Annotated in this window: 12 protein-coding genes; 11 read left to right on the top strand and 1 reads right to left on the bottom strand. The window is 47.7% G+C overall.

Going from position 1 to position 14,836, the window contains the following annotated elements; all coding sequences use genetic code 11:
• Positions 1 to 328: 328 nt before the first annotated feature.
• On the top strand, positions 329 to 1,573 hold the full coding sequence (locus K8S19_10765; GenBank protein ID MCD4814159.1) for a hypothetical protein: 1,245 nt from the start codon (positions 329 to 331) through the stop codon (positions 1,571 to 1,573).
• A 2-nt stretch (positions 1,574 to 1,575) separates the two neighbouring features.
• Entirely contained in the window at positions 1,576 to 3,543 is a 1,968-nt protein-coding gene (locus K8S19_10760; protein ID MCD4814158.1) for a type IX secretion system membrane protein PorP/SprF, read from the top strand.
• 82 nt (positions 3,544 to 3,625) lie between these two features.
• Here K8S19_10760 and K8S19_10755 read toward each other — a convergent pair whose 3' ends face one another.
• Entirely contained in the window at positions 3,626 to 5,293 is a 1,668-nt protein-coding gene (locus K8S19_10755) for a hypothetical protein (GenBank protein MCD4814157.1), read from the bottom strand.
• Positions 5,294 to 5,588: 295 nt separating this feature from the next.
• Here K8S19_10755 and K8S19_10750 point away from each other — a divergent pair, with 295 nt between their 5' ends.
• The 9 genes from K8S19_10750 to K8S19_10710 all read left to right on the top strand — a co-directional run bounded on the left by K8S19_10750 (position 5,589) and on the right by K8S19_10710 (position 14,834).
• A complete protein-coding gene (locus tag K8S19_10750) occupies positions 5,589 to 6,860 on the top strand; it encodes a HAMP domain-containing protein (GenBank protein ID MCD4814156.1) in 1,272 nt (423 codons plus the stop codon).
• A 14-nt stretch (positions 6,861 to 6,874) separates the two neighbouring features.
• Positions 6,875 to 8,416, top strand: coding sequence for a HAMP domain-containing protein (locus K8S19_10745; GenBank protein MCD4814155.1), 1,542 nt, complete (start codon positions 6,875 to 6,877; stop codon positions 8,414 to 8,416).
• A gap of 58 nt (positions 8,417 to 8,474) precedes the next feature.
• On the top strand, positions 8,475 to 8,885 hold the full coding sequence (locus K8S19_10740; protein ID MCD4814154.1) for a hypothetical protein: 411 nt from the start codon (positions 8,475 to 8,477) through the stop codon (positions 8,883 to 8,885).
• Positions 8,886 to 8,912: 27 nt separating this feature from the next.
• A complete protein-coding gene (rpiB, locus tag K8S19_10735; protein ID MCD4814153.1) occupies positions 8,913 to 9,380 on the top strand; it encodes a ribose 5-phosphate isomerase B in 468 nt (155 codons plus the stop codon).
• On the top strand, positions 9,352 to 10,635 hold the full coding sequence (locus K8S19_10730) for a serine hydroxymethyltransferase (GenBank protein ID MCD4814152.1): 1,284 nt from the start codon (positions 9,352 to 9,354) through the stop codon (positions 10,633 to 10,635). Before rpiB ends, K8S19_10730 begins: the two co-directional genes overlap by 29 nt.
• On the top strand, positions 10,632 to 11,114 hold the full coding sequence (locus K8S19_10725) for a cytidine/deoxycytidylate deaminase family protein (GenBank protein ID MCD4814151.1): 483 nt from the start codon (positions 10,632 to 10,634) through the stop codon (positions 11,112 to 11,114). Before K8S19_10730 ends, K8S19_10725 begins: the two co-directional genes overlap by 4 nt.
• A 73-nt stretch (positions 11,115 to 11,187) precedes the next feature.
• The gene (locus K8S19_10720) at positions 11,188 to 12,198 is read left to right on the top strand and encodes an undecaprenyl/decaprenyl-phosphate alpha-N-acetylglucosaminyl 1-phosphate transferase (protein MCD4814150.1); all 1,011 of its coding nucleotides are present in this window, start codon (positions 11,188 to 11,190) and stop codon (positions 12,196 to 12,198) included.
• Between the two features lie 62 nt (positions 12,199 to 12,260).
• Positions 12,261 to 13,367 (top strand): UDP-N-acetylglucosamine 2-epimerase (non-hydrolyzing), encoded by a 1,107-nt coding sequence (wecB, locus tag K8S19_10715; GenBank protein MCD4814149.1) that lies wholly within the window; start codon positions 12,261 to 12,263, stop codon positions 13,365 to 13,367.
• Between the two features lie 12 nt (positions 13,368 to 13,379).
• Positions 13,380 to 14,834 carry a type I restriction-modification system subunit M gene (locus K8S19_10710; protein ID MCD4814148.1) on the top strand — a complete coding sequence of 485 codons (1,455 nt, stop codon included), beginning with the start codon at positions 13,380 to 13,382 and terminating at the stop codon, positions 14,832 to 14,834.
• The last annotated feature ends 2 nt before the right edge of the window (positions 14,835 to 14,836 follow it).

The following is a 14,836-nucleotide window of genomic DNA, read 5'->3' as shown; positions in this document are numbered from 1 at the left end:
GATACGCTGCTCAAAAAGCCACGGAAGGACTTGGTGACATTAGTCACGTTAGTAAGTAGGGAATGGTCGCGACCATTCCCTACGAATCAACAGACCCGCACCACGTAGGGTGCATGGCACGGATGGTAGGGGCGGACACATATGTGTCCGCCCTTTTTTTATCATTTTGTACCAGGCTGCGCGGACCTATGCCTGTTCGACCTGCCCGGTGAATGCGGGGCGGATGCCGGATGTGCCCCTACTAATATTTTGTGCAAATGTAAAAAACATTGAAATTTAAGGAAAAAAAATATAAAATAAATATTTACAATTATAAACAGGTGGAAATATGCGTTTATCCAGATATGAATATTTAGTCATTGCAATTTTATCGCTAGTGCTTTTATCGGCAAGTCCGGTCATTGCTGCGACACCGACGTTTACACCCACCTTGACCGAATCAGCGACGCATACGATTACTCCAACTGATACATTAACGCCGACCGAATCACCCACCTTGACCGAATCAGCGACGCATACGATTACTCCAACTGATACATTAACGCCGACCGAATCACCCACCTTGACCGAATCAGCGACGCATACGATTACTCCAACTGATACATTAACGCCGACCGAATCACCCACCTTGACCGAATCAGCGACGCATACGATTACTCCAACTGATACATTAACGCCGACCGAATCACCCACCTTGACCGAATCAGCGACGCATACGATTACTCCAACTGATACATTAACGCCGACCGAATCACCCACCTTGACCGAATCAGCAACCTACACCATCACTCCGACCGTGACGGAGACGGGCACACAAACCTTGACCGCTACGCCGGTAGAGTCACCTACAGAATCGCCGACTTATACAGTGACATTGACCGGCACCGAGACAGCGACAGTAACACCAAGCTTAACGATTTCAGAAACCGCCACATCAACGCCGACCATTACTGAGACAGCGACCGTATCGCCGACGCCGACGATCGGTGATACACCGACTTTTACACCGAGTCCCACGGTTTCAGAAACAATAACCGTTTCACCGACGGTCACACCCACACCTACGCCAGGTGATACCGCAACCTATACAGTGACGCCAACTGAAATAGATACACCCGAGCCGCTATCAACCAATACAAGTACACCGACAATTACCGAGACGGCCGTGCCGGGATTACCTTCGGCGACAGCAACACCCAGTCCGGTCGTGAGTGCCACCAACACCGGAACGCCATCGCCGACATCAACTCATTCACCCGAGACGGATGACTATACTGCAAATTTAGGCGAGGTCAGTGTTGTCTCCAAGACATTTACACCGGACAGCACCATCAACCGGGAATTAATGATTACCTTTCGTTCACAATTACCGTCCTCGGATATCACGGTGGGTCTGTATACGATCCATGGCAGAAAACAGATTGAGCTTGTGCCGCAGCAGACGCTTTTTGGGTATCGGGTTCAATGGGATGGCAAGGATGAAAGCGGCAATGCATTGCCGTCAGGAATCTATATTTATCAAATTAAAGCAGGCGACAGCGCTTTTCGCGGCGCGGTTGTATTGGTGCGCTAAAGATGAGGAAGACTTATTTTACAGCAATCGTCATGATGGTCGCAGTATTCGGGGTTGTCACACAGGCTTGGACGGTTTTTGATCTTGAACGTCCGGGTACTCGTCCTGCCGGGTTGGGCGGGGCTTTTTGTGCAGTGGCCGATGATGCTGATACGATGATTTATAACCCGGCAGGATTGGGTCAAGTTTATACGTCAGTGGTTGCATTTAATTATGTCAGCTTGCTGTCCGGCTTGGATGATGGGTCTCTGACGGATAACCGGATTGCGTATTTACAACCGCTGAGTGAAGCCGGTACCTTGGGGGTCTTATGGTATCAGCGTCGTCTGGCGGGTTTGTATCAGGAAAATATTGTTTCACTTGGTTACGGCTTGCCCCTGGGTGATGAGAGTAATTATTTAATCGGGGGGGCTTTGAAACTGTTTTTTCAGGATTTTCTGGATTCTGATGCGGTGACGGGAAACCCGCTGTTTGACAACGGGTCGTCTTCGCAAGGCGTTGGTATTGATTTGGGCGGCTTGGTTTATCTTAGTGATGATTTTAATTTGGGCTTCTCGATTGCGAATCTCAACCAACCCAATATGGCATTGGGGGACACCGATGTCATCGTACCTGTGACCCTGCGCTTTGGCGGCGCGTATCAATATGAACAGTATCTTGGGACTCTGGAATGCATGCTCAAAGAGTCCCACTACCGGATTTCCGGCGGCGGCGAAGCGTGGTGGTTTGATGGCCTGCTGGGAACCCGTGCCGGCATCGGCATCGGGGATCAGGATATGAGCGAACTGTCAGCCGGGTTGTCTTTTCGTTTTGAGCAGATTGTATGGACTGGTCAACTTGATTATGCTTTTGTGGTGCCGATAGGATCGCTGGCAGGTGGCGCAACCCACCAGTTTAATATTTCGGTATTGTTCGGTTCCGGTTTTGAAGATGGTACCGAGCGCCGGGCCGAGGAACTGATCCGGAAAGGGAAAAAAGCGCAGGAAGAGGGCGAAAGAGAAAAAGCGCTCGTTTTTTGGGAAGAAGCGGCAGAGATATTTTCCGAGGATGAGGAGCTGGCGGCGGATATTCAGGGACTTCGGGAAGACATGAAACGCGATTCGGAATCTCGTTACTACATCGAACGCGGGTTGGCTTTTGAAGCAAATGAAAGCTATTTGAATGCAGCAGTCGCTTATAGGAAAGCGATGAAGTTAAGCCCTGAAAAAGATCAAGTCCCTGCATTGTTGGAAAACGTTGAAAATAAGATCCGGCAAATGTCCAAGCGCCAACAGCAACTCCAAAAGAAAAAAGAAAAACAAGCGAAACTTGAGGCACAGGCGTTGACCAGAGAAAAGGCTGTTCGTGTTTTTCGGGCTGCGTCCAATGATTTAACGGCCGCTAAAAAGAATACCAAAATCATGAAGAATTTTTCCGAAGTTATTGCCCGTCTGACCAAACAGTTGACGGAAGCAGGCCGGAAGCTCAAACGGAAGCGGAATGAAAAAACGATTATATTGGCTCAGGCAATCAGCAAAGAATTGGGCGGACTGGCTTTGCGTGCAACGCGGCTGGAACGGGCCAAGGCACGAAAAAAGAAAATAGCCAGGAAATCGCTTGCCAAGGCACCGGTATCATCGGGAAAAAAGCAGACGGCTAAAATACCGGTTAAAGCCGGGAAGAAAGCCGTCAGTCCGAAGACGACAGCCGACAGTGAGCAGATTCGGAAAATGAAAAAACGTGCCCGTGGGGCGTATGGCCGGGTAGTGAAACTTATGCTGGATATTGATAAACTCAATGGGGAAAAATATTTTCCTGGAAATATGCGGAAGCACAAACAGGAATTATCCCGCATTAAGTCATTGATGAAACAAAAAAAATATCGTGCTGCGATCAAGGCGGCGGAGAAAGTATATCCTCCACTGACGCAGCTGAAAAACCGTTGCGAAAAAAAGGAAAAAGCCCGCAAGGCAATGCCCACCAATTGGTGAAATACAATCCGTATAAAACCAAAACGGTATCCATTCATCCGGGAAAAGCTATTTTGTTTTTTGGAAAATTAAATCAGGGAAATTACCGTACTTCAATAATCAGGATGGCTTTGTTTTCAGTGTGACCAATATTCGGAAGCGGGTCGCCTTCTCCCAGGGCATTGACATTGATCTGCGGGATTTTTTCATTAACAATCAAATGGCGCAGGATACTATTGGCGCGCGCACGGGCGAGTGTTTTAAGAATCGGTAGTGTTTTTTTGAACAAACCGGAGCCGCGCATATAACCTTTGACCACCAGCGAGGCTTCAGGGTAGTTTGATAATTTTTTTGCCAGAGTATGTAATGCAGGCAAGGAGACGGGTTTGATCATGTCTTTGGCAAAATAGAATTCAATCTGTGGCGTAAAGATTATTTTATTTTCATCGAGAGTGCCGTCTGTTTCTGCTAACGCCTTTTCAGGCAGAATAGCTTCATCCGCATCGGCATATTCTTCATATTTGGCGTATTCGTCTTCATCCACCATGACATATTCATAATCTTCATCTTCGCTGACCGGGGGCGCTTGGCCTTCTTCCACTTCAATGAGCTCAACCACTTCATAATCTGCTTCCGGCTCCGGTTTCAAGGCCTGGGTTGGCTCCGGTGTCGGCTTGCTGGTTGGGCGTGGCGTCGGCGCCAGGGTGGGTTTTTTGGCGGCGGGAATTTCTGTTGGCGGTGGCACGGGTGTTGGGTGCTTTTCAGGTGTTGGTAGGGCAGTTGGCAGGGCGGCTGTGCTGATGGGGATGAAATCATTCCGCGCACGTCTGAGCCAGACCGGGGAAAAACCACCTTTGCTGGTTATGGAAAATTGTCCGGTCCCGTCCTGGTTCATGGCCCATAGTTGCCAGTGATAGGGGTCTTGACGGCCGGAAGAAAATGCGAGTTTGTCTCCGTCCGGTGACCATGCGGGAGAGTTGCTCAGACCATCGCGTGTGAGTCGGGTTAATTCAGCACCGTCTTTACGAACAGACCAGACATTAACTTTTTCAAAAAGGGAAACCGTAAAAGCCAGGTACATGCCATGGGGAGACCAAGCCGGACTATCCACCTGATGGGTGGAAGGGAATTTGGTTACCTCCCATTCATCCCCGGTTGCCAGCATTCGGATGAAAAGTGACCGGCTCTGGTTTTGTTTGGCAATAAAAGCGAGCAGGGTCCCGTCAGGCGAAAGGGTTGGGGAATAGTTGGCACCTTCGGCAATCAGGGTTTCTAAATTAAACCCGGAAGTATCGATTTTCCATATTTTTCCGAGGTAAGAGAAAATAATTTGTGTACTGTCAGCCGACCAAGTCGGTGCATTGTGAATCGAGTAATTGGGCAGATCTGCTTGGGTTGTTTTTTCATTGAAGAAAGTAAGCTGCTTCGCCTGTTTTTCTTGCAGCGTATAAAGCCAGATTTCGTTGAAGCCGGATGCGGTGGACCAAAAAGCAACCTGCTGCTGTGCAGGCGATACGGCAGGAAACCAAACATTTTTACCCATAGCAGGAATTTTCTCATAGCTGTCGCCTGCCAGTGTGGTCTGGAAGCAATACCCGCCGGATGTAAAAAGGATTGTATCGACAAAGGGTAGCGGGGTGGGTACGGCAGTCAACGTATTGTTGCCAACAGGCGCACCCGGTTTGCAACCGGAAAAAAGCAAGCCGATGGCAGTCAAGGCAAGTAAGCAGTAGGGCGTCAAGGGTTGTCGTAAAGTGAGGAATTTTGTCATTTTTTTAGTTGTTTGCGCTCCGCAATTAGTATTATGGCCATGATCCTAAAACATCCAGGCCGCTAGGTTCCTCTTCGGCAATTTTACCTAAATTTTAAATGATTTTGTTAAAAGTTTAAAGGATTTTCTTATATATTATCAGAGGCAGAGCATGTCCGGGTTTTTGCTTGACAACGCCTAATTTTAATTGATAAACTGACCCTCATTAATAAAGCGTTGAAAAAACGGTTATTTAGGCGTTCAATTTTTTTTTATTTTAAAAATCCAGTTATTTTTTGCAATAAAAGGAGCACGAATGCGGGCGGGGTTAAAATTAAAGTTCATTATAATGACCGTTTTGTTGGTCACTGTTACCGTTTTTGGGTCCTCCTACTTTTTTACACAACAGGAACGCGATGTTCTTATGCGGGAAATGACCCGCCGGGGCGCCACCATTGCAAGAAATTTAGGTATTATCAGCACGGATTCTCTTATCAGCAAGGATAATCTTTCTTTAGCCACGTTTGTCAGCAGCACCATGAAAAATGAAGGTATTGTCTATGCCATGATTCTTGATGAAAAAAGCCGGGTTTTGGCACATAGCAATATTGAAATGATAGGTAAATCCTATTTGGAACCTCCCGGGGTTAGACCTTTGACCAATGAGGAGATTTTGATTCAACCCTATCGGAATGATAAAAAAGAGTCCGTTATTGACCTGGCGATTCCCATTAATTTGCGCAACGGTGTGCGTATTGGCGCTGTTCATATCGCGATGTCTCAAAAATCCATTGATAAATATGTGATGCAGGCTTTTCGGGAATCACTTTCCATTGCTGCCGGGTTGCTGATCATTGGTGTGATTATTGCGATTTTTGTCGTTAATTTCATGCTAAAACCTTTTGGGGAACTTGTTCGGGGTGCCAAGGCGATTGGGGAAGGCAACCTGAACTATAAAATTAATCTTAAAGGGCAAGATGAACTGGCGATTTTAGGACAGTCGTTTAATGAAATGACGGATCGTTTGAAAGAAATGTATATTGGCATGTTGCGAGCCATGGCCAAGGCATTGGAGTCGCGGGATCCCTTTGCCGGTGGTCATGACCAAAGGGTCGCCGAGCTGGCGGCTAATTGTGCGCAATTGATTAATCTGCCGCCGGAAGAGGTCGAGAATATCCGTTTGGCGGCGCAGGTCCAAAATTTGGGACATATCGCGGTGCCGGATGTTATTTTGGACAATACCGGAAAGCTGAGTAATGAAGAATACGACAAATTAAAACATCATCCTCAAGCGGGCGCTGAAATTCTGGATCAAGTTCAGGCACTTCGGGGGACCGTTTCATTGGTATTGCACCATCATGAACGGTTTGACGGCACCGGTTATCCGACCGGCATTAAGGGCAAGGACATCCCGCTGGGCGCGAGAATTCTTGCTGCCGCAGATGCTTATGACGCAATGACTTCGGCGCAAAAACATCGCGAGGCGATCAGCCACGAGCAGGCGGTTGAAGAAATAAAAAAAGGCGCGGGGACCCAATTCGATCCTGAGGTTGTGGAAGCTTTCGTTGAATCTTTAAGTAAACAATAGGGGAGATTGAGCAAGTGGTAAAAGAGGAAGACAAATTACTTCAAGCTAAAAAAGCTTCTAAAAAAGGTATTCGGATTCCTTTGATGATTCAGTTTACTTTTTTTGTAATTTTAACGATTGTAACAATTATGGCTATGACAACCTGGCTGACATACCGGCAGCAGCAGAAATCGTTGCAGGACGAGGTGGTGAAACGCGGAGCAACCATTGCCGGGAGTCTGGCGTCTTCGGCCGGTGAGACTGTACTGGATGAATTGAATTGTGCCGCATTGGTGCACGAGATTATGCCGGAGACCGGCAGCAAAGAATATAATGAAATTGATTTGCAGGCGACACTGGATTCGCTGGTTCATGATGTGCTGGGCAATCATCCGAAAACGTATGAGGAGCTCATCAGCAATGCCGGTGTGGTGGCGGCTTTTATTGTCAATAAAGACGGTATGATTATTGCTCACAATGATATCAAAATGTTTCAGAAAAAATATGTGCCGCCTAAGGGTGTGGCCCCTTATAATGGCCAATCCATTCTGGTACAAGCTTACCAGGCTGAAAACGGTGAAAAACTTTTTGATATTGCGGTCCCGGTTATTGTGAGAAAACCGTTGGTGGGGGATAAGCAGATCGGTGTGGTGCATCTCGGCATGTCTCGAAAGCTGGTTGACTTGACGGTGAGGCAGGCTGCCGTGAAACTGGGAATCGCATCGGTTTTTATCCTCTGCTTGGGCGCTATGGTTGCGATTATTTTGGCGCAGTATTTGACCCGGCCGGTCAAGATTTTGGTGGGTGGTGTGCTCGCGATTGCGGAGGGTGATCTGAATCAGGAAATTAAGGTGACGCGTAAAGACGAGCTGGGGGATTTGACATCGGCCTTCAATGAGATGGCGGCCTCCTTGCGTGAGAAGGAAGTTATTAAAGGCGCTTTTTCAACCTATGTTTCCAGTCAGGTGATGGAAGAGGTCATCAAAGATCCGGGGAGTCTGGCGCTGGGTGGTGCGCGTAAAAATGCAACTATGTTTTTTTCCGATATTCGCGGGTTTACTTCCATGTCGGAAACCATGGAACCGGAAGATGTTGTTTCGGTCATCAATGTCTATCTCTCGGTACAGACCGAAATTTTATTGAGATACGGCGGGATGCTGGATAAATTTATCGGTGATTGCGTGATGGCGGTTTTCGGTATTCCACTTGCAAAAAAAGGTGATGCCTTGCGGGCGGTAAAAAGCGGTCTGGAAATTCAGCATGCTGTTCAGGAGTTGAACCAAGCCAGAAAAATGGCCGGGGAAAAAACCGTCACAGTCGGCATCGGGATTAATACCGGTGATGTGGTTTCGGGTAATATGGGTTCTTCACAGAAAATGGATTATACCGTGATTGGTGATGCGGTCAATATGGCGGCCCGGTTGGAATCTGTTGCCGAAGGCGGCAGTGTTTTGATCTCGGAAGCAACGTATTTATTGGTACAGGATGAGATTGTTGCTGACAAACTATCTCCGATTGCGGTCAAAGGTAAAAAGGAGAAAATTTTAGTCTATAGTGTGAAATCCCTGAAAACCTGATATGACGCAACCCCGGACAATTATCGCAGTTTGTACAGGCAACACCTGCCGAAGTCCGATGGCGGAAGGATTTCTGAAAAAACACTTTCAACAATTCCCGGATTTTTGTATTATCTCTGCAGGAATCCAGGTTTTTTCCGGTGCACCGGCAACACCTGAGGCAGTCGCCGCAGCGTCTGAGCGGGGTGCGGATATAAGCAGACATACGGCGCGTATGATTAGCCGTGAGTTCATGGCAGAGGCCTGTCAGGTGATTGCCATGACCCGGCAGCATGCCGCTTGGTTGCGGGAACATTTTCCGGAATACAAGCAAAAGATTATGACATTGGGTGAACTGGCACACGGAACCGGGGGTTTGGATGTGGCGGACCCGATTGGCGGGACACCGGACCAGTACCGGGAAATTGCCCGGCAAATTGAAGAATTGATTTTGTCGGCCAAGACGACGCTATTGGGGAAATTTAAATAATTGGAATACAAAAACGGAGGGTGAATAATGACGTTGATTATAGGAAGTGATCATGCCGGTTATGAGCTGAAAGAAAAGCTGAAAAAACTTTTGCTGGCTGTCGGTGAGCAAGTTGAGGATTTTGGCACATCTACGGAAGAATCCTGTGATTATCCGGATGTTGGCGTGAAGGTTTCCGAACGCGTGGCCAAGGATGCTGCGGCATTGGGTATTCTAATCTGCGGTACCGGTATCGGAATGTCAATTGCCGCAAACAAGGTCCCCGGCATCCGGGCCGCACTGGCGTACAATACCTATGTTGCACAATATGCCCGGGAGCACAACAATGCCAATATCCTTGTCCTGCCGGGACGGGTGTTTGGTAAGGATATGGCGTTGGCCATGACCCAAGCCTGGCTCAAAGCACGGTTTTCCGGTGACCGCCATCAGCGTCGTCTGGACAAAATTACAGAAATTGAGAATCGCTATGCAAAAATTGAAACCCAATCCGCTTGAAGAGGTTAAACCATTGAAATCACTAGCTGAAATTGATCCCGATGTTTTTTCCGTTCTGACATCTGAAATTGAACGGGAGACCACCCGTCTCCAGATGATTGCATCGGAAAATTTTTCGTCCCGGGCGGTTTTGGAGGCCCAGGGAAGTTTGTTTACCAACAAATATGCAGAAGGTTATCCTCAAGCGCGTTATTACCAAGGCTGCGGGCCTTCCGATGCAGTGGAGCAATTGGCGATTGACCGGGTCAAAGAACTTTTTCAAGTCGACCATGCCAACGTACAGGCCCACTCCGGGTCGACCGCCAATATGGCGGCGTATATGGCATTATTACAGCCCGGCGATAAGGTGTTGGGAATGGATTTGGCGGACGGGGGTCACTTGACCCATGGGGCAAAATTTAATTTTTCCGGAAAAATTTATCAGGGTTTTTCTTATAAAGTACATCCGGAGACCCACCGGATTGATTATGATGCGTTGCGCAGCCAAGCCAAGCAGATAAAGCCCCGGCTGATTATTGCCGGCGCATCCGCTTATCCGCGGCTGATTGATTTTGCCGCATTCCGGAATATTTGTGATGAGGTGGGAGCTTATTTGCTGGTGGACATTGCGCACATCGCAGGTTTGGTGGCAGGCGGTGTTCATCCCAGCCCGGTCGCCTATGCGGATGTGATTACATCGACCAACCATAAGACCTTGCGCGGACCCAGAGGTGGATTTATTCTTTGCAAACAGGCATATGCCAAGAAAGTGGATGCCAGTATTTTCCCCGGGATTCAAGGCGGACCCTTGATGCATGTCGTGGCTGCCAAGGCAGTTGCGTTTCATGAAGCGTTGCAACCGGAATTTAAAGTATATACCAAACAAATTATAAGCAATGCCAAAGTCCTGAGTGAAGCGATGCTGGAACGCGGTTTTCAATTGATCACAGGCGGTACGGATAATCATCTGATCCTTGTGGATTTGAGAAAAGAAAATAAGACCGGTGCCGAGGTTGCCCAGCGACTGGAAGATGCCGGTATCGTAGCCAATAAAAACGGAATACCTAATGATCCTTTGGGACCACGGGTTACCTCGGGGATACGGTTGGGTGTGCCGGCGATAACATCGCAGGGCATGAAAGAAATTGAGATGCAAATGATCGCCGGGTATATTGACGACGTGGTTCGCGGCAGTGGCGATGCCGAAGATTTGAAAACGATTCGTGAAAAAGTCAGGGAACTGTGTAATCGCTTTCCGATACAGGTTGCCTCATGAGCGATGTCATCACCGGACAACCGGAAAAGGATGGACGGCTTCCTTGGGATGATTACTTTATGGAAATCACAAAGACCGTTGCCAAACGCGCGACTTGCCTGCGCCGTGCTGTGGGCGCGATTTTGGTCAAAGATAAGCACATCATCGCGACCGGTTACAATGGGCCGCCGCGCGGTGTGCGCCATTGCCGGGAAACAGGCTGTTTGCGCGAGAAATTAAAAATTCCTTCAGGGGAGCGGCACGAGATTTGCCGTGGATTGCATGGGGAACAAAACGCGATTATTCAGGCGGCGATTCATGGAACATCGATTGAAGGCGCGACACTTTATTGCACAACCCAACCTTGTATTATCTGCAGCAAAATGTTGATCAATGCAGGCATTCGTACGATCAAGTATGAAGGCTCCTATCCTGATGCCCTTTCGCTTGAGATGCTGGAAGAGGCAGGGATTGAACTGGTGCGGTTCAAAGCCAAATAACCGTAGAGACGTTGCAATATCGTAGAGACGTTGCATTGCAACGTCTCTACAGGGTATATCCCGGGAGACCTGAATGATCCCAAGTCTTGTGGCATTATTGATTGCCGGTATCCTTTCTTTTCTTGTGACTCCGCCGGTTCGCCGGTTGGCGGAACAATTGCAGGTTATTGATAAACCTGACCGCAACCGTAAACGGCACCGCCGTCTGATTCCCTTATGGGGCGGACTGGCAATTTTTCTTTCGCTTTTTATCGCGATTTGGATTGCCTTGCAAGTCACTTCCGGCGGCGAGGTTATGTTAACCTATCGGGAAGGCTTTTTTGGAAGCCGGATGCCGTTTCTTTTTTCCGCCGGAGCATTGTTGCTGACCATCGGGTTGATTGATGATCGTTTTCCCCTTCCACCCAAAGTAAAGCTGCTGGCACAAATTGTTGCTGCGACGCTGGTGGTCATGGTTGGATTTCATTTTATTGAAATTGTCATTCCTTTTCTGGATACCCGGGCAATCGTATGGCCCGGCGTCGGTGTCGCTTTTTCCATTCTCTGGATGGTTTTTTTTACCAATGCATTTAATTTTATCGATGGATTAGACGGGTTGGCTTCCAGTCAGGCGGTGATCTCCGGACTGGCTTTGGCCGGCGGCGCACTGATTCTGATGACAAAAACCGGGGACATGATGGTACGCCATCACTATTTGCTCGCGGCTGTGATTGGTGCGGCGGTAGCGGGCAGCGCCTCGGGATTTTTTAAATTCAATCATTTTCCCGCCAGGATTTTTTTAGGTGATGCAGGTTCAAACCTGCTGGGATTTTCTTTGGCATTTTCCGCTTTGCTGATTTTAATCCGGTCAGCCTCAGCCTGGACGCCGTTGTTTGTGCTGTTGGTATTGGGCTGGCCTATTTTTGATATAGTCCAGGTTGTGATCCGGCGCTGGCAGCGGGGGGAACCCATCTCCAAGGCGGATAACCGGCATTTACATCATTTATTGATGGAACGGGGATTTACCAATTCCTCGGCAGTCGCATTTATTAATATGATTGTTATTATTTTCTGTGTGATCGGTTTGGTGATCGTTTGGCTATAAAGAAAGCTACTCATAAAAAACACATTGCCTGTGTTTTTGGAACGCGACCTGAAGCCATTAAAATGGCACCGGTGGTGCATGCCTTGCAAGCAGTTCCGGATGTTTTTCGTACGACGGTGACGGTCACAGCCCAGCACCGTGAGATGCTGGACCAGGTTTTAGAGACTTTTTCGCTCACACCCCAGGTGGATTTGGACCTCATGCGGCATAATCAGACCCTGGCAGGGCTCAATGCCCAGGCGCTGGTGGGATGTGAAACCCTGTTTAAAAAAATAAAACCGGATGCCGTGCTGGTGCAGGGAGACACCACCACCACGCTGTCCGCCGCATTGGCGGCCTTTTATCTCCAGATACCGGTCGGGCATGTGGAGGCCGGATTGCGGACCTTTGATCCGCGCAATCCTTTTCCCGAAGAGATTAACCGCCGTATGGTGACCACAATGGCGCAATGGCATTTTGCAGCCACCCGGAACAGCTATGAAAATCTTCTCGCCGAGGGTATTTCGAAATCGCAGATCTTTATTACCGGCAATCCGGTGGTGGATGCCATGCGCTCAGTCTTGCAAGCGGATTTCGATTTTACCAGTCAGGGGATGGGGTTTGATCCGGCATTAAAACGTATTGTTTTAGTCACCGCCCACCGCCGGGAAAATTTCGGGAAACCGCTGCAGGCAATTTGCAGAGCGCTTTTTAGACTGGCACATTTTTTCCCTGACGTGATTTTTGTTTTTCCCGTGCATCCCAATCCAATGGTTCGCAAAACCGTTAATCAGTTGCTGGGCAAAGCCCCTGCCAATTTAAAACGTATCACTCCCATGGACTATCCGGCGTTTATCAACTTCCTGCGCCATGCTGAATTGGTTTTGACTGATTCCGGCGGGATCCAGGAAGAAGCACCGGCATTGGGTGTTCCGGCATTGATTCTGCGTAAAAAAACCGAGCGGCCTGAGGCGCTGAAAGCCGGTGCCAGGTTGATCGCTTTGGATGAGGACACGATTGTCCGGGAAGTCTCGGCCCGGTTGCGGGAAAAAGTGCGCGGGAAAGCCAAGCTCAGTTGTCCTTTCGGCGACGGCCGGGCCGCAGCCCGGATTGTCGATGTTCTTTTGTGGCATTTCAAGCATAAGAAAACCCGGCCCAGGGATTATTTAGGTTTAAAAATATCGAATTAAAGGAAGTTACTCATGTTTGAACAGGTATTTAAAAATATAGACGATATATTACACAAAGATGCCGGGTGCAGCAGTGAACTGGATTATGTGGAACAGACCTCATGGATATTGTTCCTCAAATATCTGGATGATTTGGAAAAAGATAAGAAAGCAGCCGCAGCCTTATCAGGACACCATCATACACAAATAATAGACAATAAATTTAAATGGGCAGTTTGGGCAGCGCCAAAAAATAAAGAAGGCAAGCTTGATCATCACAAAGCGCTGACCGGTGATGATTTGCGCGATTTTGTGGATCACAAACTTTTTCCTTATTTGAAAAAGTTCAAAACCAGTGCTGAAAGCCCGAATACCATTGAATACAAAATCGGTGAGATATTCAGTGAATTGAAAAATCGTGTCCAGAGTGGTTATAATCTGCGGGAAGTGATCAACCGGGTTGATGAACTAAAATTCAGAACTCACAAAGAAAAGCATGAGATGTCCCATCTTTATGAAGATAAAATTAAAAATATGGGCAATGCCGGCCGCAATGGCGGTGAATATTACACGCCTCGGCCGCTGATTAAAACCATTGTCAAAGTCGTGGCACCTGAGATCGGGAATAAAATTTATGATGGTGCAGTTGGTTCGGCAGGCTTTTTGGTGGAAGCGTTTGAATATTTGAAGAATACCGAAAAATTGACAACCAAAGATAATAAAACATTGCAAAAAAGCACCTTTTACGGAAAAGAAAAGAAGTCACTGGCTTATATTATTGGAATCATGAATATGATACTCCACGGCATAGAAGCGCCGAATATTGTCCATACCAATACACTGGCTGAAAATATCATGGATATACAGGAAAAAGACCGCTTTGATATCATTCTCGCCAATCCGCCATTTGGTGGAAAAGAGCGGCAGGAAGTCCAGCAGAACTTCACCATCAAAACCGGGGAAACAGCTTTTCTTTTTCTTCAGCATTTTATCAAAAAGCTAAAGGCCGGGGGCAGGGCTGGTGTGGTTATCAAAAACACCTTTTTATCCAATACAGACAATGCCTCTATCTCACTACGCAAAGAACTACTCCAGAGCTGTAATTTGCATACAGTACTTGATTTGCCGGGAGGAACCTTCACCGGTGCTGGCGTCAAAACAGTGGTGCTCTTTTTTGAGAAAGGTAAAAAAACAAAAAAGACCTGGTTCTATCAACTCAATCTCGATCGCAACCTGGGCAAAACCAACCCACTCAATGAAAAGGATTTGGCAGAATTTGTAAAACTGCAAAAGGCCAGGAAAGACTCAGACAATTCATGGACAGTGAACATCGCTGATGTGAATGAAGAAACCTGCGACCTTTCAGTCAAAAACCCTAATAAGAAAGATGAAACAGTTTTAAGAAATCCTAAAGAGATATTAGCTGAGATAAAAGCCCTTGATAAAGAAAACGCTGAGATTCTTAAAGGCATAAGGGAATTGGTATGAAA

Source organism: bacterium (assembly GCA_021108215.1).
Classification (GTDB): Bacteria; Oederibacteriota; JAAXVQ01; order JAAXVQ01; family JAUVAV01; genus JAIORK01.
Note: the sequence above shows the minus strand (reverse complement) of the source record. Positions and strands in the feature narration are given on the sequence as shown.